The organism is Agrobacterium sp. GW821-FHT14E08 (genome assembly GCF_058803865.1).
This window is the reverse complement of the sequence record NZ_JBXAPJ010000009.1, coordinates 13,757-35,359: the sequence shown is the minus strand read 5'-3', so window position 1 is coordinate 35,359 and position 21,603 is coordinate 13,757. Positions and strand designations below refer to the sequence as shown.

At 60.0% G+C, this 21,603-nt stretch carries 18 protein-coding genes; 11 read left to right on the top strand and 7 right to left on the bottom strand.

Annotated elements, in window-relative coordinates; all coding sequences use genetic code 11:
• Positions 1-213: 213 nt before the first annotated feature.
• The 5 genes from xylA to AC1ROR_RS23400 form a co-directional block, all read right to left on the bottom strand.
• Positions 214-1,524, bottom strand: a complete 1,311-nt coding sequence (xylA, locus tag AC1ROR_RS23420) for a xylose isomerase (RefSeq protein WP_142170194.1) — start codon at positions 1,522-1,524, stop codon at positions 214-216.
• 237 nt (positions 1,525-1,761) lie between these two features.
• Complete coding sequence (gene xylB, locus AC1ROR_RS23415) at positions 1,762-3,216, bottom strand: xylulokinase (protein WP_142170352.1); 1,455 nt, start codon at positions 3,214-3,216, stop codon at positions 1,762-1,764.
• Positions 3,217-3,264: 48 nt separating this feature from the next.
• Entirely contained in the window at positions 3,265-4,287 is a 1,023-nt protein-coding gene (locus tag AC1ROR_RS23410; RefSeq protein WP_498590907.1) for a LacI family DNA-binding transcriptional regulator, read from the bottom strand.
• Between the two features lie 348 nt (positions 4,288-4,635).
• Positions 4,636-6,219: a DHA2 family efflux MFS transporter permease subunit gene (locus AC1ROR_RS23405; RefSeq protein ID WP_035243163.1), complete on the bottom strand. Its 1,584-nt coding sequence runs from the start codon at positions 6,217-6,219 to the stop codon at positions 4,636-4,638.
• A gap of 34 nt (positions 6,220-6,253) precedes the next feature.
• On the bottom strand, positions 6,254-7,468 hold the full coding sequence (locus AC1ROR_RS23400; RefSeq protein ID WP_035228216.1) for an HlyD family secretion protein: 1,215 nt from the start codon (positions 7,466-7,468) through the stop codon (positions 6,254-6,256).
• Positions 7,469-7,628: 160 nt separating this feature from the next.
• On the opposite strand from AC1ROR_RS23400, the gene AC1ROR_RS23395 reads away from it, so the two are divergent.
• The 6 genes from AC1ROR_RS23395 (at position 7,629) to lysS (ending at position 15,132) form a co-directional block, all read left to right on the top strand.
• Positions 7,629-8,315, top strand: coding sequence for a TetR/AcrR family transcriptional regulator (locus AC1ROR_RS23395; protein WP_035228220.1), 687 nt, complete (start codon positions 7,629-7,631; stop codon positions 8,313-8,315).
• Positions 8,316-8,477: 162 nt separating this feature from the next.
• Positions 8,478-9,236, top strand: coding sequence for a TerC family protein (locus tag AC1ROR_RS23390; protein WP_142170190.1), 759 nt, complete (start codon positions 8,478-8,480; stop codon positions 9,234-9,236).
• Positions 9,237-9,384: 148 nt separating this feature from the next.
• Positions 9,385-9,696: a GIY-YIG nuclease family protein gene (locus AC1ROR_RS23385; RefSeq protein WP_498590909.1), complete on the top strand. Its 312-nt coding sequence runs from the start codon at positions 9,385-9,387 to the stop codon at positions 9,694-9,696.
• Between the two features lie 243 nt (positions 9,697-9,939).
• Positions 9,940-11,712 carry an SLC13 family permease gene (locus AC1ROR_RS23380; RefSeq protein ID WP_498590906.1) on the top strand — a complete coding sequence of 591 codons (1,773 nt, stop codon included), beginning with the start codon at positions 9,940-9,942 and terminating at the stop codon, positions 11,710-11,712.
• A 212-nt stretch (positions 11,713-11,924) separates the two neighbouring features.
• On the top strand, positions 11,925-13,382 hold the full coding sequence (gene gltX, locus AC1ROR_RS23375; protein ID WP_498590905.1) for a glutamate--tRNA ligase: 1,458 nt from the start codon (positions 11,925-11,927) through the stop codon (positions 13,380-13,382).
• A gap of 250 nt (positions 13,383-13,632) precedes the next feature.
• Entirely contained in the window at positions 13,633-15,132 is a 1,500-nt protein-coding gene (gene lysS, locus AC1ROR_RS23370) for a lysine--tRNA ligase (protein ID WP_498590904.1), read from the top strand.
• A 253-nt stretch (positions 15,133-15,385) separates the two neighbouring features.
• Here the strand turns inward: lysS and AC1ROR_RS23365 are convergent, their stop codons facing one another.
• A complete protein-coding gene (locus AC1ROR_RS23365) occupies positions 15,386-16,282 on the bottom strand; it encodes a hypothetical protein (protein ID WP_498590908.1) in 897 nt (298 codons plus the stop codon).
• Between the two features lie 317 nt (positions 16,283-16,599).
• Here AC1ROR_RS23365 and AC1ROR_RS23360 point away from each other — a divergent pair, with 317 nt between their 5' ends.
• The 5 genes from AC1ROR_RS23360 to AC1ROR_RS23340 all read left to right on the top strand — a co-directional run bounded on the left by AC1ROR_RS23360 (position 16,600) and on the right by AC1ROR_RS23340 (position 20,483).
• On the top strand, positions 16,600-17,502 hold the full coding sequence (locus tag AC1ROR_RS23360) for a metal ABC transporter substrate-binding protein (RefSeq protein ID WP_498590903.1): 903 nt from the start codon (positions 16,600-16,602) through the stop codon (positions 17,500-17,502).
• Positions 17,499-18,407: a manganese/iron ABC transporter ATP-binding protein gene (locus AC1ROR_RS23355; protein ID WP_167377617.1), complete on the top strand. Its 909-nt coding sequence runs from the start codon at positions 17,499-17,501 to the stop codon at positions 18,405-18,407. Before AC1ROR_RS23360 ends, AC1ROR_RS23355 begins: the two co-directional genes overlap by 4 nt.
• The gene (locus AC1ROR_RS23350) at positions 18,388-19,248 is read left to right on the top strand and encodes a metal ABC transporter permease (RefSeq protein ID WP_498590902.1); all 861 of its coding nucleotides are present in this window, start codon (positions 18,388-18,390) and stop codon (positions 19,246-19,248) included. The genes AC1ROR_RS23355 and AC1ROR_RS23350 overlap by 20 nt, the downstream gene beginning before the upstream one ends.
• A complete protein-coding gene (locus AC1ROR_RS23345; RefSeq protein ID WP_498590901.1) occupies positions 19,245-20,099 on the top strand; it encodes a metal ABC transporter permease in 855 nt (284 codons plus the stop codon). Before AC1ROR_RS23350 ends, AC1ROR_RS23345 begins: the two co-directional genes overlap by 4 nt.
• Positions 20,100-20,309: 210 nt before the next feature.
• Positions 20,310-20,483: a DUF1328 domain-containing protein gene (locus AC1ROR_RS23340; RefSeq protein WP_003499086.1), complete on the top strand. Its 174-nt coding sequence runs from the start codon at positions 20,310-20,312 to the stop codon at positions 20,481-20,483.
• A 213-nt stretch (positions 20,484-20,696) separates the two neighbouring features.
• Here AC1ROR_RS23340 and AC1ROR_RS23335 read toward each other — a convergent pair whose 3' ends face one another.
• Positions 20,697-21,428: an SDR family oxidoreductase gene (locus AC1ROR_RS23335; protein ID WP_174058732.1), complete on the bottom strand. Its 732-nt coding sequence runs from the start codon at positions 21,426-21,428 to the stop codon at positions 20,697-20,699.
• Positions 21,429-21,603: the final 175 nt, after the last annotated feature.

The window sequence follows — 21,603 nt, the reverse complement described above, 5'->3', positions numbered from 1 at the left end:
TCATCACCATCCTCAACGCTATCGCTCGATCAGACACCGCTTTCGCACAATAGGTCCACGGTTGCTTGACCCGGGGACCCGTTTTCATTCGGCCGTGGATCCTCACCTCAAGCCCGAGGATGACGCCGCGTGTGCCGTGACGGGGATCGTCAAACCGAAACGACGAAAGCGGGAGATGTTCCCCCGCCTTCTTTTTTGGATACAAGGACCCGGTCAAACGTAACGGTTGACCACGTTCTCCAGATATTCCTGACGACCGGATTTCGGCTCGGGATTGATATCCTCGCGCTCCACCAGTGCCGCGATCTCGTCGAGCTTCAGCTCGCCGCGCAGCATCTTCTGGGCCTCAGGGGCGTCCCACCCGGCGTAACGTTCCGCAAGCGGCTTGGACAGCGCGCCGTCCTCGATCATTTTCGCCGCCGCCTTCAGGCCGCGGGCGCAGCAATCCATGCCGCCGATATGGCCGATCAGCAGGTCCTGCGGATCGAGCGACTGGCGGCGCAGCTTGGCATCGAAATTGGTGCCGCCATTCTTGAAGCCGCCACCGGCCAGCACGTGGTAATAGGCAAGCGCCATTTCCGGCACATTGTTGGGGAACTGGTCGGTATCCCAACCCGACTGGTAATCGTTGCGGTTCATGTCGATGGAGCCGAAAATGCCGAAGGCATTGGCGAGGGCCAGTTCATGCTCGAAGGAGTGGCCGGCAAGGATGGCATGGCCCTGCTCGATATTGAGCTTCACTTCCTTTTCGAGGCCGTTCTTCTGCAGGAAGGCATAAACGGTGGCAACGTCATAGTCATACTGGTGCTTGGTCGGCTCCTGCGGCTTCGGCTCGATCAGGATCGTGCCCTCGAAACCGATCTTGTATTTATATTCCACCACCAGATTGAGGAAACGGCCCATCTGGTCCAGCTCGCGGGAAAGATCGGTGTTGAGCAGGGTTTCGTAGCCCTCACGGCCGCCCCACAGAACATAATTCGCGCCGCCGAGCTTCTTGGTGGCGTCGAGGCAGGTTTTCACCGTGGCGGCGGAGAAAGCGAAGACATCCGGGTCCGGATTGGTGGCCGCACCCGACATGAAGCGGCGGTTGGAGAAAAGATTCGCCGTTCCCCAGAGAAGCTTCACGCCGGTCTGAGCCTGCTTTTCAGCAAAATAATCAACGATCTCGTTAAGGTTCTTCGTGTTTTCAGCGAAGTTTTTGCCTTCCGGGCGCACATCCGCATCGTGGAAGCAATAAAACGGTGAACCGAGCAGCGAGAAAAATTCGAAAGCGACATCGGCCTTCAGCTTGGCGGCCTGCATCGTGTCTTCGAACCACGGACGCTGAAACGTCTGCCCGCCAAAGGGATCGCCGCCCGGCCAGGTGAAGGTATGCCAGTAGGCCACCGCGAAACGCAGATGATCCTCCATGCGCTTGCCCGCGACAATCTCATCGGGATTGTAGTGGCGGAAAGCCAGCGGATTGGTGCTGTCGGGGCCTTCATATTTGATCTTGGTTATGTCGCCGAAAAAACCTGTGCTCATGGGGATCCTCCTTGGTTGGTTTAGATGGTGTTCGAAAATTTCAAGGCCATTGCGCGTGGCTTACCCCCCTCTGTCCTGCCGGACATCTCCCCCACAAGGGGGGAGATCGACTCGCCGCCGCGTCCCGTACTCACGCGAGGCTGCGAATGGAGCGAGAGGTAGCATCTTGCTGATCTCCCCCCTTGTGGGGGAGATGCCCGGCAGGGCAGAGGGGGGTGAAGCCGCACACTCAGCGTCTCAATGCGAAAGCGCCCTGATCGCCGGATAAAGCGCGTGATACCGCCGGTAAGCCTCCTCATAGGCGCCGCCAAGCGCCGCCACCGGCTCGATGGTGCGCGCCGTCTGCGGCTGGGTGCAGACCGCGACCGGGTCGGCCCCGGTTGCCGCAATCAGACCAAGACGCGCGGCGCCGAAGGCAGCACCGAAATCGCCCTCCGCCGGAATATCCACGGGCACACCGAGCGATGTGGCGATCGAGGCCAGCCAATAGGCCGAGCGTGAGCCGCCGCCGATGGCGGTGACGCGGGAAATGGTGGTGCCGGCCGATTTCAGCGCTTCGAGATTGTCGCGGATGGCGAAGGTAACCCCTTCCAGCACCGCCTGGGTCAGCGCCTTGCGGTCGCTTTCATGGGAAAGGCCGATGAAGGAGCCGCGAATGGCGGCGTCATTATGCGGCGTGCGCTCACCGGAAAGATAGGGCGCGAAGGTCACGCCGGTCGGGGCCAGAAGCGTCTCGCCCAGTTCGCCGGTCAGGTCGGCGGCGGACTTGCCGGTGAGGCGCGAATACCAGTTGAGCGCATCGGTGGCGGACAGGATGACGCCCATCTGGTGCCAGGTGTTGGGAAGCGCATGGCAGAAGGCGTGAACGGCGCTTTCCGGCTTCGGCAGATAGGAGGCGTTGGCGGCAAACAGCACGCCGGAGGTGCCAAGCGACACGAAGGCGTGGCCTTCCTTCACCGTGCCCATGCCGCAGGCGGAAGCCGCGTTGTCGCCGGCACCACCGGCAACCACCACCCTACCCGCAATGCCCCATTCGGAGGCGAGTTCGGACCGCAGAACGCCCGCCTCATCGGTGCCTTCCACCAGCGAGGGCATATGTTTTTCATCCAGCCCGGTGGCGGAGAGAAGCTCGGCAGACCACTTGCGCGCGCCGGTGTCGAGCCAGGAAGTGCCGGCGGAATCAGACATTTCGGAGATATATTCGCCGGTTAGCCACAGCCGCAGATAATCCTTCGGCAACAATACCTTGGCCACTTTCGCGAAGATTTCAGGTTCGTTTTTCGCCACCCAGGCAAGTTTCGGCGCGGTGAAACCGGGAAAGACGATATTGCCGGTGATCTTGCGGAAACGCGGATCGGCATCGAGTGCGGCCGCCTCGGCGTAGGAACGCGTATCGTTCCACAGAATGCAGGGACGCAGCACCTTGCCGGCCGCATCGATCAGCGTCGCGCCATGCATCTGCCCGGAAAGGCCGATGCCCTTGACGGCGGCAAGCTCCTTCGGAAACTTCTGCTTCAGCCCGGCGACCGCTGTCTGGGCGGCGGCGATCCAGTCGGCCGGGTTCTGTTCCGACCAGCCGTGATGCGGGCGCGAAACGTCCAGCGAGCCGTTGGCCGAGCCGATGATCTTCTGATCGCCGTCCATCAGCAGGGCTTTGATGCCGGATGTTCCAAGATCGAGACCGAGATACATGTATTTCTCCATTCCGGCGCTCCATGCGCCAAAGTTCATGCGGTTTTCTCAGGGCAGATTGTCCCTGAGGAATATGTCGATACGGATACGTTCCTGCGCCGCGATGACGGACTGACCATCGGCGCGCGCCTTCAACACGCGGATGGCGCTGCGCACCTCATGGCCTGCATCCTGGTTGAGCACGGCATCGAGCACCCCTTCCCGCAGCGCATTGGCGGTGTTTTCCGTCAGTTCATGGGCGATGACAGAAAGCGGCCTCTCGCCACCTGCAGCTCTAAGCGCCCGGATGAGGCCGCGATTGCCGGCGCCGAGACTGTAGATGCCGGACAGAGCGTTGTTGCCCAGCGCAGCGGCAACCAGCGCCTCCACGGCCGCAGGGTCATCCTTGCCCTCCAGCACCGGCAGAAGCTGCAATTGCGGAAATTCCGACTCGATGACGGTGCGAAAACCTTCCAGACGCTCGCGATGGTCACGCACCAGCATGGAGCCGGCAACAACGGCGATATCGCCGCCACGCCCGGAGAGGAAGCGTCCCATGAGGCTTGCCGCCGTGCGCCCCGCCGCGACATTGTCCACGCCGGCATAATGGTCGCGCCGCGAGCCGGAGAGATCGGAAACCAGCGTGACACTGGCGATGCCGTCATCCGCCAGCCGGTCTGCCGCTTCCGCCACATCTTCTGAATCGGTGGCGACGAAAGCGACGCCCGACGGTTTTTCCCGCCGCGCAACCTCCAGCGCTTCGGTCAGCGCTGCCGCATTGAAGGGCGGCACCTCGATGATGCGGATTGCCGTGCGTTCCAGATGGGCGCGGCTGGCTGCGGCCCGTACCTCGGCCCGCAGCGTCGCCATGAAGGAATTGTCGTTGCCGGGCAGGATGAAGACCAGCGAATAGTTGCGCCCCTTGGCCAGATTGGCGGCGGCGATATCGCGCACATAACCAAGCTCGGCAATCGCCGCCTCCACCCGCGCACGGGTGGCCGCATGCACGCCGGGGCGCATGTTCAGCACCCGGTCTATGGTGGCGAGGCTGACGCCCGCCCTCTCGGCGATGTCGTGAACTGTCGGCTTCATGGTTCCTCCCCTCGCCTTTGAATATCCAGCTTTGAGGGCGAGGTAAACCGAAAAATGATGTACGTACCTCATATTTTGCCGAAAGCCGGGATCATGAATTGGGCGTGGTTCCTGTGACGACATTGCGGCTTGTTTCTTCTCCCCGCCGGGGAGAAGGTGGCCCGAAGGGTCGGATGAGGGGGCAAGCTCTCGGTCTATCTTTACCGTCTCCCCCTCATCCCGCTGCCGCGGACTTCTCCCCGTCGGGGAGAAGAAATATGCCGCGCCCGCTCGCTCCATATTCAAAACAAAAAAGGGGCCGTCATTTCCGACGGCCCCAGCTCTGCGGTGGATGGGAGGGGATTCTTGTTAGTGCGCCGCGTCTGGCGGCGGCGCTGCCTTGGGTTTCTGGATCAGGATCGTCATGAAGATCAGGCTGCCGAACAAAAGCGTCAGCGCGAAGAACACATCCGCGAAGGCCAGTATCCATGCCTGCTGCGAGACCATGCCGACCAGTTTCTTGATGGCGACGGAAGCGCCATCCAGCCCGTAGGAATCATAGTTGGCACCAACACTGTTCAGCCATTCCAGCGCCTGCGGGTTGGAATAGCTGACATGTTCCGCCAGCCGCACATAATGATCGTCCGTGCGCTGCGACAGCATGGTGTTGATGACGGCAAGTCCGACCGCGCCGCCGAGGTTGCGGGTGAGGTTGAACAGGCCGGATGCATTGCGGATGCGGGCGGGCGGCAAGGTGCCGAGCGCGATGTTGTTGATCGGCACCATGCACATCATCAGCCCAAAGCCGCGCAGGATCTGCGGGATCAGAAGTTCATAAAAATCCCAGTCGGTGGTCACATAGGTCATAATCCATGTGCCGCAGCCGAAGCTGATGAAGCCGATCGCCATCATCGCCCGCGGATCGAGCTTGGTGGAGACCTTGCCGGCAATCGGCGCGGTGAAGAACATGGCAAGGCCGGAGACGAACATGGTCTCGCCGATCATCAGCGCATCATAGCCCCTCACCCGGCCAAGATAGAGCGGGTAAAGATAGGTCAGCCCGTAAAGCCCGATGCCCATGACGAAGGAAAACAGCGAGCCGATGGAGAAGTTTCGGTCGGCGAAGGCGCGGATATCGACGACTGGGAATTCCACCTTGAAGGCGCGCCAGAAGAACACGACCGCGCCGATGACCATGGCGACCGATCCAAGTACGATGTGCTCGTCGTTGAACCAGTCCTTGTTATTGCCCTCTTCCAGCACATATTCCAAAGAGCCGAGGAAGACCGCCATGGAGATCAGCCCCCACCAGTCGAACTTCTTCCAGAGCGACTTTTCCGGCTTGTCGAAATCGATCAGGCTCCAGGTCAGGATGGTGACGATGATGCCGGGGATGATGTTGACGAGGAACAGCCAGTGCCAGGAAAAGGCATTGGAAAGATAACCGCCGACCGTCGGGCCGATGGTGGGCGCGAGCGTTGCGACGAGACCGATGATCGGCGAGACGACCGAGCGCTTCGACGGCGGGAAGATCGTGAAGGCGGCGGCGAACACGGAGGGGATCATGCCGCCGCCGATAAAGCCCTGGATCGCGCGGTAGACGATCATCTGGTCAATATTGGTGGCAGTGGCGCAGAGCGCGCTCGATATAGTGAAGCCGGCCGCACAGGTGGCGAAGAGCACACGCGTGGACAGGATGCGCGCCAGCGTGCCCGACAGCGGGATCATGATGACTTCGGCGATCAGATAGGAGGTCTGCACCCAGGCGATCTCGTCCGAGCCGGCGCCGAGGCCGGCCTGGATTTCCGCCAGAGAGGCGGAGACGATCTGAATATCGAGAATGGACATGAACATGCCGAAGACCATCGCGAAAAACGCGATGAGCCTGCGCCTGTCCATCGGGGGATCGGCGGGGATGGACGCCCCGCCCGTACCGACAACCGTAGCCGCCATGATCTTGCCCTCAACGACGCATCAGCGATGCGCCTTACTTGGCTTCCGGGTTAACTTGCGCCGTTTTGGTCGCTTCAGGCGCCGTACGGGTGTCGACATCGACAACGACGCTCAGGCCCGCGCGGAGATTGTGCTTGGCAAGGTCTTCCTTGGAGAAGACGATGCGCACCGGCACGCGCTGAATGACCTTGGTGAAGTTGCCCGTCGCATTTTCCGGCGGCAGCATGGAGAAGACCGAACCCGAACCGGGCGAAATCGACTGCACCGTGCCTTCAATGGTCGCATCGTCAAAGGCGTCCACATGCACGCGAACCTTCGAACCCGGAACCACGCGCGCAAGCTGCGTTTCCTTGAAATTGGCGTCGATATAAAGCTCGTTCATCGGCACCAGCGAAGCGAGACGCTTGCCGACCGAGACAAGATCGCCGTTCTGAACCGCCAGATTGCCGATGACGCCGTCATAGGGCGCCTTCAGAACCGTGAAGGAAAGATCGCGGGCGGCCTTGTCGCGTGAAAGCTGCAGCGAGCGGACGGTGCTTTCGGCCTCCTCGCGCTGGGCGCGCAGAAGCTCGACATTTGCTTTCGCCGAAGAGATGGCGGCATCACCGGCCACGACATTCGCCTTGGCCTGATCGAGCGCGACTTGCGCATTGTCGGAAGCGGCAACCGTGCCGACATCCTTCGCCTGCAGTTCGCTGGCGCGCTTCTGGGTGATTTCGGCACCGCGAAGGGCGGCATCCAGCGCGCCCTTCTGGGCGACGGCCTGTTCCAGAGACGCTTCGCCGCCAACGATCTGCGCGTCGATGCGCTTCAGCGACAGTTCTTCGGTACGGATCTGCGCTTCTGCCTGATCGAGCGCGATGCGATAGTCGCCGTCGTCCAGCGTCACCAGCGGATCGCCCGCCTTGACTTCCTGGTTCTCGACCACGTTCACCTTGGCGACGTAACCGGAAACCTTGGGCGCGATGACGGCGATGTCACCTTCTATATAGGCATCATCGGTCGAGACCATGAAGCGGCCGTCGATCCACCAGTTGTAACCATACCAGCCGGCACCGGCGAGAAGGGCGATGGCAAAGATCGGCAGAAGCTTCGAGCGCTTCTTCTGCTTCGGCGCAGCGACGGTCTGTGCCGGGGTCTGAGGCGGGGCCTCGACCGGCTTTGCCGGAGAGGTCTCGGCCTTGGCGGAAACATCCGCCTCTTCCGCATCGTTGACGGCGCGAACCGCGCTATTCTTCTGGGCCGACATGAGATTGTACCGTAATAGATTGAAGAAAGTTTTTCGAACTGAACCGTTCGGTTCGATTGACATAATCTCTTTCCTGACACATATCAAGTGTTATCGAACCGTTTGGTTCGACGTCTGGTTAATTTTTTTTACGCCGTTGCCGTGCTAGGAGGCGATAACGATGGCAGGGGAAGACATGGATATTGAAGCGGACATGGAAGCGGGCTGTCCCGGAAGCCCCGGCGGGCGTTTTGCGGCGGGCGAGGACCCGGCCAAGCGCGAGCAGATCCTGGCGGGCGCCTGGCGCGTCTTCAAGCGCAAGGGCTTCGACGCCGCCAGCATGAACGACATTACCCGGGAAGCGGGCGTTTCCAAGGGCACGATCTATGTCTACTTCTCCAACAAGGAGGATCTGTTCGCCGCCCTCGTCGATCATCACCGGCAGGAATTTGCCACCTCCATGCGCAATATTCTGGCCGGCACCGAAGAGGTGCGCGAGGGGCTGAAGCAGTTCGGCAAGGCCTTTGCCAACAAGATGATCTGCTCGGAGATGATCCCGGCCATGCGCTCGGTCATCGGCGTCATAGACCGCATGCCGAAGCTGGCGCAGCGCTTCTTCATCGCCGCACCCAACAATGTCCGCACCGTGCTTCAGGATTTCATCGAGCACCACGTCGCGCTCGGCCATCTGAAAGTCGATGACGTTGAGCTGGCTGCACGGCAATATATCGAGCTTTCCACCGGCACTTTCTTCAAGCTGCGGCTGTTCGGAGAAATCGACGGCCCGGTGCCCGAAGAGGAGCTGGATCGGGTGATTACCAGCGCCATAAAGGTATTCATGGCCGCCTACGGAACCGACAAGGCCTGAGATCATTCAGCAACGGCGCCAGCGCCGATACGCGGCTTGCGCGAAATTTCGATGAAATCTTGCCTGAAAGGCACTTCATCTCCTTGTTTCTCGCGTATTGCGCTATAAATCTCGTTGACCGAATTCTCGGCCGTCCTTGTTGCTGAAAGGAAATATTCCCTGATGGAGTCCGTTCTCCCTCTCCTGTCCGACCCCGCTGCGTGGGTGGCGCTCGTCACGCTTATCGTCATGGAGGTCGTGCTCGGCATCGACAACCTGATCTTCATCTCGATCCTCACCAACAAGCTGCCGCCAGAACAGCGCGAAAAAGCCCGCAAGATCGGTATCGGCCTTGCTCTGGTGATGCGCCTCGGCCTGCTCGGCACCGTCGCCTGGATCGTGCAGCTGACCACACCGGTCTTCGAAATCTTCGGCCATGCCTTCTCCTGGAAGGACATGATCCTGATCGCCGGCGGTCTTTTCCTGATGTGGAAGGCCACCAAGGAAATCCACCACAATGTCGACCCTGAAGATCACAAGGAAGACATGGTCGGCGGCCCCGTGGCGATGAATTTCGGCGCGGCCATCGGCCAGATCCTGCTGCTCGACCTCGTCTTCTCGGTGGACAGCATCATCACCGCCGTCGGCATGACACCACATCTGCCGATCATGATCGTCGCCGTCGTCGTGGCTGTCGCCGTCATGCTGCTCGCCGCAACCCCGCTTGCCAACTTCATCGAGCGCAACCCCACCATCGTCATGCTGGCGCTCGCCTTCCTCATGATGATCGGCACGACGCTGATCGCCGAAGGCATGGGCTTCCATGTTCCCAAGGGTTACGTCTATGCCGCCATGGCGTTTTCGGCGCTGGTGGAACTGCTCAACATGCTGGCCCGCAACGCGCGGCGTCGGAAGAAGGCGAGTGCTGAAGAGGCACATTGACCGCACTTCCGTCATGCCGGACTTGATCCGGCATCCAGTCAGCCCAAGTCCTTGGGCTGAAAAACTCCTCTCGCCGCGCAGACGCGCGTCGGCTGGATACCGGATCAAGTCCGGTATGACGGAAATAATTTCACCTCTTGCCAAAACAATGACCTTTGCGCATGCTTTTCTCATGCGCGAAGGTTACGTTTATATTCTTGCATCCAAAAGAAACGGTACGCTCTATACTGGCGTAACAAGCGACCTTTCTCACCGTTTATATGAACATCAGAACAATTTGACCCCCGGCTTCACAACCCGTTATGGCGTTAAGACGCTTGTGTGGTTTGAAACATACGATCTCGTCACGGACGCAATTGCGAGAGAAAAGACGAGAAAAAACTGGCCGCGGGCATGGAAGATCAAGTTGATTGAAGGTCTCAATCCAGCCTGGGACGACATTGCCCATTTTCTTCTCTGACAATCCCTCCGCTCCGTCATGCCGGACTTGATCCGGCATCCAGCCAGCCCAAGTCCTTGAGCTGAAAAGACTCCCCTCGTCGCGTGAGAGCCGCGTCGGCTGGATACCGGCTCAGGGGCCGGTATGACGGAAAGATATGAATGGCCATCCCACTCCGGAACCGCTTCACCCCAGCTTGCGTTCTTCGATATCCTCATCGATAGAGTCATTCCCGCCGCCTCTCCTTCGAAAGCATAAACCAGCATGACAACCGACCAGATCCTCGCCTTCACCGTGATCGCCGGCATGATGGTCGCGTTCATCTGGGACAGGTTCCGTTACGATGTTGTCGCCTGCAGCGCTTTGCTGGTGGCCGTGGCCGTTGGGGTCGTGCCTTTCGAGAAGGCTTTCTCCGGTTTTTCGGATGATATCGTCATCATCGTCGGCAGTGCGCTGGTGGTCAGTTCGGCGGTGGCGCGTTCCGGCATCGTCGACATGACCATCAAGAAATATTTTCCAGAAATGCATTCCAAGGGCCTGCAGCTGGCCTTTCTGATGATCGTCGTCGCCATCATGTCGGCCTTCATCAAGAATATCGGTGCGCTTGCCATCATGATGCCGGTCGCCTTCCAGTTCGCCCGCAAATCCGGCAGCCCGGTCTCCTATTATCTGATGCCCATGGCCTTTGCCGCCTTGCTGGGCGGGTTGATGACGCAGATCGGCACCTCGCCCAACATCGTCGTCTCGCGGCTGCGCGAGGAAATGACCGGGCAGAGCTTTTCGATGTTCGACTTCACCCCCGTCGGCCTCGGGCTGACGGTGATCGGCATCGTCTTCCTGACCTTTGGTTACCGGCTGCTGCCCGTGCGCAACCGGCAACAGGCATCGGTGGAAGATATTCTCGACCAGTCGGCCTACACCGCCGAAGCGACGCTGCCTGCCGACAGCACCTATGCGGACAGGCCACTGCGTGAGCTTTTGAAACAGGCGGATGGCGACGTGATCGCCAGCACCATCCTGCGCGGACCACGGCGCATCTCACCCTTTCCCGACGTCAATCTGAAACCGGGCGACACCATTCTTCTCGAAGGCAACCCGGAAGGCCTCGACCGCATCGTCTCACAGGCAAAGCTGCTGCTATCCGGCAAGCCGCTCACCGAAAACGGCCAGAAAACCGCCGACCTTATCTCCATGGAAGCGGTGATTGGCAATGAATCCGTTCTCAACGGAATTTCCGCACGCGAACTGGCACTGTCCTACACACGCGGCGTCAATCTGATTGCGGTCAGCCGCCGCGGCCAGCGCGTCAACCAGCGGCTCTCCGACCTGACGCTGCAGGCGGGCGATGTGATCCTGCTGCAGGGAAGCCGCAAGAACCTGCCGCAGGTATTACAGGAATTTTCGCTGCTGCCGCTGGCACAACGCGAAATCCTGCTTGGCGTGCAGCGCCGCGCGCTTTTACCCGTTCTGGTACTTGCCGCCGCCATGATCGCCGCCGGCAGCGGGCTGGTGCCGGTCTCGGTCGCCTTTTTCGCCGCCGCTTTCCTGATGATCGTCGTTGGCGCTATCCCGCTCACCGAGGTCTATAAATCCATCGACGGGCCGATCCTCGTCATGCTCGCCGCCCTCATTCCCGTCAGCGACAGTCTGCGCACCAGCGGGGCGAGTGAATTGATCGCCGCATGGCTTGGTCACGCCGCGCAGGGATTGCCGCCTTTTGCGGCGCTGGGCATGATCCTGCTCACCGCCATGGCGGTCACGCCCTTTCTCAACAATGCCGCCACCGTGCTGGTCATGGCCCCCATCGCCGCCGGTTTCGCCACCACGCTCGGTTTCCGGCCGGAGGCCTTCCTGATGGCGGTGGCGATCGGCGCGGGCTGCGATTTCCTCACCCCCATCGGCCACCAGTGCAATACGCTGGTCATGGGCCCCGGCGGTTATCGCTTCAGCGACTATCCGCGCCTTGGCCTGCCGCTGTCGATCATGATAGTCATCGCCAGCATTCCCATGCTGCTTTACGTCTGGCCAGTGAGCTAGGACTCTAAGCTAGGACGCCGAACCAGCGCGGGCTTCGTATTTCCTTGACGCCTGCGGCAGAATATGGCCTAAGCCGAAGCCGAACGGGAATGTGCAAAAGGCGCTTTCATTGCGTCTTCCAACATGATTTCCTGCCGCATCCAAACGAAAACATCGTGACAGACGGGTGAAACCGCCCCGATGTCACTGCCACGTCACGACGAGTGAATTTCATGACCACTTCCGGCGTTCGCGTCCGCATCGCACCTTCCCCCACCGGCGAGCCGCATGTCGGCACCGCCTATATCGCGCTGTTCAACTATCTCTTCGCCAAGAAACATGGCGGCGAGTTCATCCTGCGCATCGAGGATACCGACGCCACTCGCTCGACCCTCGAATATGAGCAGAAAGTGCTGGAAGCCCTGCGCTGGACCGGCCTCACCTGGTCGGAAGGCCCCGATGTCGGCGGCCCTTACGGTCCCTACCGCCAGTCCGAGCGCAAGGCCATGTACTGGCCCTATGCCGAAGAACTGCTGGAAAAAGGCCACGCCTTCCGCTGTTTCTGCACGCCTGAGCGGCTGGAAGAAATGCGCGAAGCCCAGCGCGCCGCCGGCAAGCCGCCGAAATATGACGGCCATTGCCTCAACCTGAAGGCCGAGGAAGTCACCGCCCGCGTCACCGCCGGCGAGGCCAATGTCGTGCGCATGAAAATTCCGACCGAAGGCTCGTGCGATTTCCATGACGGCGTTTATGGCGATGTCTCGATCCCTTGGGATTCCGTCGATATGCAGGTGCTTATCAAGGCCGACGGCATGCCGACCTATCACATGGCCAACGTCATCGACGACCATCTGATGAAGATCACCCATGTGGCGCGCGGCGAAGAATGGCTGGCCTCCGTGCCCAAGCACATTCTGCTCTACCGTTATTTCGGCTGGGACCAGCCCACGTTCATGCATCTTTCGCTGATGCGCAACGCCGACAAGTCGAAGCTTTCCAAGCGCAAGAACCCGACCTCGATCTCCTATTATTCCGCTCTCGGTTACCTGCCGGAAGCGCTGATGAACTTCCTTGGCCTGTTCTTCATCCAGATCGCCGAAGGCGAAGAACTTCTGACCATGGACGAGCTGGCGGCGAAGTTCGATCCGGAAGCGCTGTCCAAGGCCGGCGCCATCTTCGACATTCAGAAGCTGGACTGGCTGAACGGCCGCTGGCTGCGTGAGAAGCTTGCGCCGGAGGAGTTCATTTCCCGCACGCTGGAATGGGCGATGGAAAATGCCCGCCTGACCGAAGGCCTGAAGCTTGCCCAGAGCCGCATTTCCAGACTCGGCGAATTGCCGAACCTTGCCGGCTTCCTGCTGGCAAGCGATGTCGGCCTGACGCCGGCTTCCTTTGCCGGGCTCAAAAGCAAACCCGAGGAAATCCACGAAATCCTCACCACGGTTGCCGCCGATCTGGAAAAGATGCCGGACTGGAATGTGGAAGCGATCGAGGCGGAGCTGCGCGATGTCGCCGAACGCACCGGCAAGAAGCTGCGCGTCGTGACGCCGCCGCTGTTTGTGGCCATGTCCGGTTCCTCGCGCTCGCTGCCGTTGTTTGACTCGATGGCGCTGCTTGGCCGTTCCGTTGTGCGCCAGCGGTTGAAGATGGCGATTGCCGTTGTGGCCACGATGGTTGGCAGCGGAAGCTGATAGTTATGTGCTGGCGGTGACGCCGGCAGACTGAAATATACCCCTCTGCTCGGGGTACCCCCCTCTGCCCTGCCGGGCATCTCCCCCTCAAGTGGGGAGATCGACAAGCGGCTGACACCTTGCCCATGAAGCGGGCGGGCGCCGCATCTGATCTCCCCCCTTGAGGGGGAGATGTCCGGCAGGACAGAGGGGGGTAAGCCCGGAGCGCATAGGGTAACCGCAACGAACAAGGCCGCTGAAGGCGAATACGATGAACGACAAGACGACCGAAACCACCGCCCTTTCCTCCGACGCGACAGAAGTGCGCCGCCAGAAACTTGCGCTGCTGCGCGAGCAGATCGGCGATGTCTATCCGGCGCATTTCCACCGCACCATGAGCAATGCGGAGCTGGCGGAAAAATACGCCGATATCGAAGCCGACGTCGAAACCGGCGATACGGTGACGGTGGCCGGCCGCGTTTATTCCTCCCGCAATTCCGGCATGTTCATGGATATCCATGACGCCTCGGGCAAGGTGCAGATCTTCTCCCACAAGGATACGACGCCGGAAGCGGCGCGCAACCTTTTGCCGATGATCGATATCGGCGACATCATTGGCGTGACCGGCAAGGTGCGCCGCACCAAGCGCGGCGAGCTGACGATCAACGCCGAAGAAATCACCATGCTGACGAAGTCGCTGCTGCCGATGCCGGAAAAGTGGCACGGCGTCTCCGACATCGAGCTGCGTTACCGCAAGCGCCATCTGGACATTCTCTCCAATGAGGAATCCAAGCTGCGCTTCCTGCAGCGTTCGAAGATTCTCTCCGGCATCCGCCGCTTCATGGAGGCCGAAGGCTTCCTCGAAGTGGAAACGCCGATGCTGCAGACCATCTATGGCGGCGCAACGGCCGATCCGTTCAAGACCTTCCACAACACGCTGAAGATGGACATGTATCTGCGCATCGCGCCGGAACTGTATCTGAAGCGCACGCTGGTTTCGGGCCTCACCGACAAGGTCTTCGAAATCAACCGCAACTTCCGCAACGAAGGCGTTTCCACAAGGCACAATCCTGAATTCACCATGATGGAGTGCTATTGGGCCTATGCCGACTACGAGGACATCATGGGTCTCGTGGAGCGTCTGTTCGAGACGCTGGCGATTGCGCTGCACGGCACGACCGAAGTTGAATTCCAGGGCCAGACGATCTCCTTCAAGGGTCCGTTCAAGCGCGTGCCGATGCCTGATGCCGTGAAGGAAGCGACCGGTATCGACTTCCTCGCCATCAAGACCGACGAAGAAGCCCGCGCTGCCGCCAAGGCTGCTGGATTTGCGGTGGAGAAGGACTGGACCTGGGGCGAATGCCTTGCCTTCATCTTCGAGGAGAAGGTGGAAGGCACGCTGATCCAGCCGAGCCATGTCACGCATTTCCCGAAGGACATCTCGCCCTTCGCCAAGGAAGTGCCGGGCGAACCGCGCCTCGTCGAGCGTTTCGAAAGCTATTGCAACGCCTGGGAAGTGGGCAACGCCTTCTCGGAACTCAACGATCCGGAAGAACAGCGCCGCCGCATGGTGGAGCAGCTGGAGCAGGCGCACGCCCGCGGCGAAAAGGACAAGCAGCTGGACGACGAGTTCCTCGACGCCATCGACCAGGGCATGCCGCCCGCCGGCGGCCTCGGCATCGGCGTCGACCGCCTGATCATGCTTCTGACCAACGCCCCGTCGATCCGCGACGTCATCCTCTTCCCGGCCCGCCGCAACAAGGCGGATTGACCGAACGAAAACCAAGGCGGCCGCATGGCCGCCTGCAAGAACGAAATTTTCTCGTTCGTCATCCTCGGGCTTGACCCGAGGATCCACAGCCAACCAATTTCGTGATCGTGAATGGATCCTCGGGTCAAGCCCGAGGATGACATTCGCTGGTGGCTGCGGTTCTCATATGATCGTCGCCCCGCCTTTAGCCGGGGCCGGTGCGATTGCGTCGTGGCTGAATGCCAGCTCGCACGACCAGACGAACTAAAGCCTCTTAATGTCCCGACTTCCCCGCAACCGGCTCTTCCGCCGGTGCACTCTCAGCCGGCTTTCCCTCCGCCGCCTGCGCAGTCGTCGAGCCTTTTCCGAAGATCAGTGATTTCAGATAGGTCATGCTGAAGATGCTGCCGCCATCGGCTTCCGGTGTGGAGGTCAGGAGGTCGTCGGCAGTGGGTTCGCCATGGGCTTCGGGCGATGACGCCTCGGGAGAGTGGGTTTCACTATCAACAGCGCCGCCCTCCTTCGTCTGCGCGGGCGCAGCATCGTGTCCGCCCTTGGTTTCGCCGTGCCCCGACGCCGCTTTCGCGCCCTTTCCATCCTGGCTTTCGCCGGCGGCATCCGCAGCGGGCGTCGCGCAATCGGTCATATCCGTCAGGCTTGCGGCCATCGCCTCGCTGTCTTCCAGCGGCAGATCGATGCGTAGCCCGTAAAACTGGCCGCTGCCATTGGCGGCGCCGTCATAATAAAAGGCCGAATAACGCTGGGCATCCGCGCCCTCGGGAATTTTTGCCGGATCGGCAATGAAGACCACCTGTGCGGCAATGGCACGGCCCCGCATTTCCGAGCGCAGTTGCGGCCCATTCCTGTCGAGCACGGAGACCTGCACCAGATCGGGCTTCTGCTTGTCGTAAACTGCCTTGGCGACGCGCAGGGCGGTCTTTAACCGCTCCGTGCCGTCGCCGCCATCGGTGCGGATGAATTTGCGCACCCAGAGGGAGCCGTTCTTGCGGATGTTGACCGTCTGGACTGCGTCGCATGAAAGCCCGTTGGCAGAGGCATAGGATGGTCCAAGCAGCCGCTCGCTGCCGATAAACACGGCAGCAGAACCGGTCGCACCTGCCAAGAGCAGGATCCCGCCTCCGATCATAACGAGTTTGCGCGAAAACCGCATTCGTCCGAATACAGCCTTCACCCGCAACATCCTGACATCAAGTACCCCGCCTTATCGCCCTCACCCCGAAACGTGGCTCGAAAGATGAGGAACACACGCGGGATAAAGCCCTGGACCACGCTGTCCCGAGCCTTGCGATAGTGCCGCTTTCTCATTGAAAAAAGTTTAACCCGCCCGGCGTTGCACCCGCAAAAACGCACCATTTTCGGACATTTGCGAATTCTGCTAAATTGCGAATGATTTGCAATAGCGTTGACAAACGTGATTTTATAACAGATGGTATTGCGAATTAATCGCAACAACATTCGGTGACAGACGTGAATTTCCAGAAAATCCGGCATGCCATTTTCGCTTTTTCGCTTTTTCTTCCCGCCGCCGCCATCGCTCAGGAAAAGGCGCAGGAGAAACCCACGGTGGTCACCACCTTCACCATCATCGCCGACATGGCGCGCAATGTGGCGGGCGATGCGGCCGAGGTGGAGAGCATCACCAAGCCGGGCGCGGAAATTCACAACTACCAGCCAACCCCGCGCGACATTCTGAAAGCCCGCAAGGCCGATCTGGTCCTGCGTAACGGTCTCAATCTGGAATTGTGGTTCGAAAAATTCCTGGCCAATCTCTCCGGCGTGCCGAGCGTGACGGTGAGCGAGGGTGTGACGCCGATGGCGATCAGCGGTGGCGCCTATCAGGGAAAACCCAATCCACACGCCTGGATGTCACCCGATAACGCCTTGATCTATGTGGAAAATATCCGCGAGGGACTGACCAAGATCGACCCCGCCCATGCCGATGTCTATGCCGCCAACGCCAAGGCCTATTCGGACAAGATAAAGGCCACCGTGCAGCCGATCCGCGACACGCTTTCCGTTCTGCCGGAAAACAAGCGCTGGTTGGTAACGAGCGAAGGCGCGTTTTCTTACCTCGCCCGCGATTTCGGCCTGAAGGAACTGTTCCTGTGGCCGGTCAATGCCGACAGCCAGGGCACACCGCAGCAGGTGCGCGGCGTGATCGACGCCATGCGCGAGCACAATATCCACGTCATCTTCAGCGAAAGCACGGTTTCCGCCGATCCCGCCCAGCAGGTGGCCAAGGAAACCGGCGCGGCCTATGGCGGCATCCTCTATGTGGACTCGCTGAGCGAGGCGGACGGCCCGGTTCCGACCTATCTCGACCTTTTGCGGGTGACGAGCGAAACCATCGCCAAGGGACTGTCTTCATGAGAATGGGCAATAAAAAATCAGGCGGCGGCCTGACGGTTCAAAATGCGACAGTGACCTATCGAAACGGCCACACCGCATTAAGAAATGCCAGCTTTTCCATTCCACGCGGTACGATCACTGCACTTGTCGGCGTCAATGGCGCCGGCAAGTCCACGATTTTCAAGGCGATCATGGGTTTCGTGCCGCTTGCCGCCGGTTCCGTCTCGATCTTCGACCTGCCGGTGAAGGAAGCGCTCAGGAAAAATCTCGTCGCTTATGTGCCGCAGGCCGAAGAGGTGGACTGGAGCTTTCCGGTGCTGGTGGAGGATGTGGTGATGATGGGCCGTTATGGCCACATGAATTTCCTGCGCATCCCCTCGAAACGAGACCATCACATGGTCGAAGAGGCGCTGAAACGCGTCAACATGCTTGATTATCGCAAGCGCCAGATCGGCGAACTCTCCGGCGGACAGAAGAAGCGGGTGTTTCTGGCCCGCGCTCTGGCGCAGGAGGGTCAGGTGATCCTGCTGGACGAGCCTTTCACCGGTGTCGACGTGACGACGGAAGAGCAGATCGTCGCACTTTTGAAGGCGCTGCGCGACGAGGGCCGCGTCATGCTGGTCTCCACCCATAATCTCGGCAGCGTGCCGGAATTCTGTGACCGCGCCGTCTTCGTCAAGGGCACGGTGCTGGCATCGGGCAAGACCGCGGATACCTTCAACGAGGAGAACCTGCAAAAGGCCTTTGGCGGCAGCCTGCGCCACTTTGTGCTTGGCGGGGCGGACCTGCATAACGACGCCGATCCGCGCCGGGTGAAGGTCATCACCGATGACGAGCGGCCTTTCGTGATTTACGGCAAGAATGGCCAAAACGGACATGATCCGCAGGCTCCGAAAGAAAAAGTCGATGATAAACAGCCTTCTTGAGCCTTTCACCTATGGTTACATGCTGAACGCCATCTGGGTCAGCGCACTGGTGGGCGGCGTCTGTGGCTTTCTCTCGGCCTATCTGATGCTGAAGGGCTGGTCGCTGATCGGCGATGCGCTTTCCCATGCCATCGTTCCGGGTGTGGCGGGCGCCTATATGCTGGGCCTGCCCTTTTCGCTCGGCGCCTTTCTCTCCGGCGGGCTTGCGGCAGGCTCCATGCTGTTCCTGAACCAGAAGACGCGGCTGAAGGAAGACGCGATCATCGGGCTCATCTTCACCTCGTTTTTCGGGCTTGGCCTGTTCATGGTCTCGCTCTCGCCCACCTCGATCAATATCCAGACCATCGTGCTTGGCAATATTCTGGCCATCACCACTGAAGACACGATCCAGCTGGCGCTGATTGGCGGCATCAGCCTGCTGGTTCTGGCGCTGAAATGGCGTGACCTTATGGTGGTGTTCTTCGATGAAAACCACGCCCGCACCGTGGGGCTGAAGCCTGAAGTGCTGAAGGTGATCTTTTTCACGCTGCTTGCGGCTTCCACGGTTGCCGCCCTTCAGACCGTCGGGGCCTTCCTTGTCGTCGCCATGGTGGTGACGCCAGGGGCCACCGCCTATCTGCTGACCGACCGTTTCGAACGGCTGATCCTGATGAGCCTCATCATCGGCGCGGCCACCAGCTTCGTCGGCGCTTATCTCAGCTATTTCCTCGATGGTGCGACCGGCGGCGTCATCGTCGTGTTGCAAACGGCGATTTTCCTCGCCGCCTTCGTCTTCGCCCCCAAACACGGGCTGCTCGCATCCCGGGCCAAGGCCCGCAAGGCGCTCGGAGAAACGCCATGAGTGAATATCTCGAACTCGCCATCCTACCGTTTCAGCTGCCTTTCATGCAATATGCCTTCGTGATCACGCTGATGATCGCAGTGCCGATGGCGATGCTCTCCTGTCTTCTGGTGCTGAAGGGCTGGTCGCTGATGGGGGACGCTGTCTCCCATGCCGTGCTGCCGGGCGTGGTGATCGCCTATATCGTCAATATCCCGCTTTCCATCGGCGCTTTTATCGCCGGCATGATCTGTGCACTCGGCACCGGTTTCATCAAGGAAAACAGCCGCATCAAGGAAGACACGGTGCTAGGCATCGTCTTTTCCGGCATGTTCGGGCTGGGGCTGGTGCTTTACGTGAAGGTGCAGAGCGATATGCATCTTGACCACATTCTCTTCGGTGACATGCTGGGCATTGCGCCGTCGGACATGCTGGAGACGGGCCTGATCGCGCTTTTCGCCACACTGTTTCTCAGCATCCTGCGTAAAGATTTGCTGGTCAACGCCTTCGATCCGCAGCATGCCAAAGCAATCGGCCTGCCGGTGCGTGTTCTGCACTACGGTCTGCTGATGGTTCTGTCGCTGACGGTGGTTGGCGCGCTGAAGGCGGTCGGCATCATCCTCTCGGTGGCCATGCTGGTTGCGCCGGGCGCGATCGCCTTCCTGCTGACGCGACGCTTCTCCACCATGCTGGTTGTCGCCATCGCAGTGGCGGTCACATCATCGCTCTGCGGCATATGGCTGAGCTTCCTGATAGACAGCGCCCCTGCCCCCACCATCGTGCTTTTCATGAGCCTTGCTTTCGTTGCCACCTTCATCCGCACCACCTGGAAAGCCCACCGCATCGATGCGGTAGGTGAAAGAGGGATTTAGAGCGCGCCAAGGAAAGGCGGCCCCCGGTTTTCCGTCCGAAAATGCGGCAGGGCAAAGAGTCCGAGGGTTGTCGCCATTCGAGGAAAGTGAAAACGCTCCAAAACAACGATTTTTGCGGGAGCATGGAACATTTTCGCCTTTTGCGCGTCATTTTCGAGAGTCCGCTGCGAGACGGCAGACTCTTGAAAATTAAGCGAAAGGGGAAGCTCCATGCTGAAATGGGCTCTTATTTTCTTTGTTATTTCTTTGATCGCGGGCGTATTCGGCTTTACCGGCATTTCGGCGGCAGCGGCGGGCGTGGCCCGAATATTGTTCTTCATCGCCGTGGTGATCTTCCTGGTCTTCCTCGTGCTTGCACTGATGGCCGGAAGCGCGGTCGTCTGAACGAAAAAAAGCGACCGGCTTTTACGCCGGTCGCCTTTAATCTCTGAAAACTGCACACTCTCCTGAGTCATCCTCGGGCTTGACCCGAGGATCCATGGCCTGAGGTGTGGATCCTCGGGTCAAGCCCGAGGATGACGTTGAGTTTGTGGAGATGTTAAAACCTCAACCGGCTAATACACGCCGGCCCCGTCTTCTCTCTCCCGCAATAATCCCTCAGCCCGTCCAACCACCATCGATCACATGGATCTGGCCGGTTGTGAAGCCTGCCTCATCAGAAGCGAGATACGTCACGAGCGCCGCAATTTCTTCCGGCGTGGCGATGCGGCCCATGGGCTGGCGTGCAATGAAATCCGCCAGCGCCTGTTCGTAATTGCCGGTGGCACGCAGGCGGTCATGCAGGGACGGGCTGTCGACAGTGCCGGGGCAGATGGCGTTGCAGCGAATGCCCCTGGTGACGAAATCGGCTGCAATGGCCTTGGTCAGACCCACGACCGCGGCCTTGGAGGCGGTATAGGCGAAACGGTTGGGAACGCCCTTCACGCTTGATGCAACCGAGGACATATTGACGATCGCGCCCTTGCCCTTTTCCAGCATGCCGGGAAGGAAGGCGCGGCAGGTGCGGTACATGGCCTTGGCGTTGAGATCGAAAGAGAAATCCCAGTCTTTTTCTTCGCAATCGAGAATGGTGCCGGAATGAACGAAACCGGCGCAGTTGAACAGCACGTCGGCATGGCCGATATCGGCGGCGAAATCCTTGACGCCATCGCCATCCAGTACGTTCAGAACCCGCGTTTCCGCACCTTTCAGGGTGGAAAGCGCCTGTTCGTTGATATCGGTGGCAATGACGCGCGCGCCGAGCGATATGAAGCGCTCCGCCGTCGCCCGGCCGATACCCTGGCCGGCGGCGGTGATTACCACTGTCCGGCCGTTAAAATCCTGCACCATGAATAGCCTCCCGCTATAGCGCGCCCGCCCATCGGGGTTCAGGTCGCTGAATTTCGATGATCTCAAATATGGATCGACAATTCATATGTAAACGCGGTATTCATATGGCGTCAAGCAAACTTGCGCGGATGTCGGCTATCGGGCAACCATATTTTCAGGCTGCCCATCCGGCGAC

Bases quoted from the DNA above. Each gene is read 5' to 3' on its own strand.
- xylA (WP_142170194.1), bottom strand. From the start codon at position 1,524: ATGAGCACAGGTTTTTTCGGCGACATAACCAAGATCAAATATGAAGGC.
- xylB (WP_142170352.1), bottom strand. From the start codon at position 3,216: ATGTATCTCGGTCTCGATCTTGGAACATCCGGCATCAAAGCCCTGCTG.
- AC1ROR_RS23410 (WP_498590907.1), bottom strand. From the start codon at position 4,287: ATGAAGCCGACAGTTCACGACATCGCCGAGAGGGCGGGCGTCAGCCTC.
- AC1ROR_RS23405 (WP_035243163.1), bottom strand. From the start codon at position 6,219: ATGGCGGCTACGGTTGTCGGTACGGGCGGGGCGTCCATCCCCGCCGAT.
- AC1ROR_RS23400 (WP_035228216.1), bottom strand. From the start codon at position 7,468: ATGTCGGCCCAGAAGAATAGCGCGGTTCGCGCCGTCAACGATGCGGAA.
- AC1ROR_RS23395 (WP_035228220.1), top strand. From the start codon at position 7,629: ATGGCAGGGGAAGACATGGATATTGAAGCGGACATGGAAGCGGGCTGT.
- AC1ROR_RS23390 (WP_142170190.1), top strand. From the start codon at position 8,478: ATGGAGTCCGTTCTCCCTCTCCTGTCCGACCCCGCTGCGTGGGTGGCG.
- AC1ROR_RS23385 (WP_498590909.1), top strand. From the start codon at position 9,385: ATGACCTTTGCGCATGCTTTTCTCATGCGCGAAGGTTACGTTTATATT.
- AC1ROR_RS23380 (WP_498590906.1), top strand. From the start codon at position 9,940: ATGACAACCGACCAGATCCTCGCCTTCACCGTGATCGCCGGCATGATG.
- gltX (WP_498590905.1), top strand. From the start codon at position 11,925: ATGACCACTTCCGGCGTTCGCGTCCGCATCGCACCTTCCCCCACCGGC.
- lysS (WP_498590904.1), top strand. From the start codon at position 13,633: ATGAACGACAAGACGACCGAAACCACCGCCCTTTCCTCCGACGCGACA.
- AC1ROR_RS23365 (WP_498590908.1), bottom strand. From the start codon at position 16,282: ATGCGGTTTTCGCGCAAACTCGTTATGATCGGAGGCGGGATCCTGCTC.
- AC1ROR_RS23355 (WP_167377617.1), top strand. From the start codon at position 17,499: ATGAGAATGGGCAATAAAAAATCAGGCGGCGGCCTGACGGTTCAAAAT.
- AC1ROR_RS23350 (WP_498590902.1), top strand. From the start codon at position 18,388: ATGATAAACAGCCTTCTTGAGCCTTTCACCTATGGTTACATGCTGAAC.
- AC1ROR_RS23345 (WP_498590901.1), top strand. From the start codon at position 19,245: ATGAGTGAATATCTCGAACTCGCCATCCTACCGTTTCAGCTGCCTTTC.
- AC1ROR_RS23340 (WP_003499086.1), top strand. From the start codon at position 20,310: ATGCTGAAATGGGCTCTTATTTTCTTTGTTATTTCTTTGATCGCGGGC.
- AC1ROR_RS23335 (WP_174058732.1), bottom strand. From the start codon at position 21,428: ATGGTGCAGGATTTTAACGGCCGGACAGTGGTAATCACCGCCGCCGGC.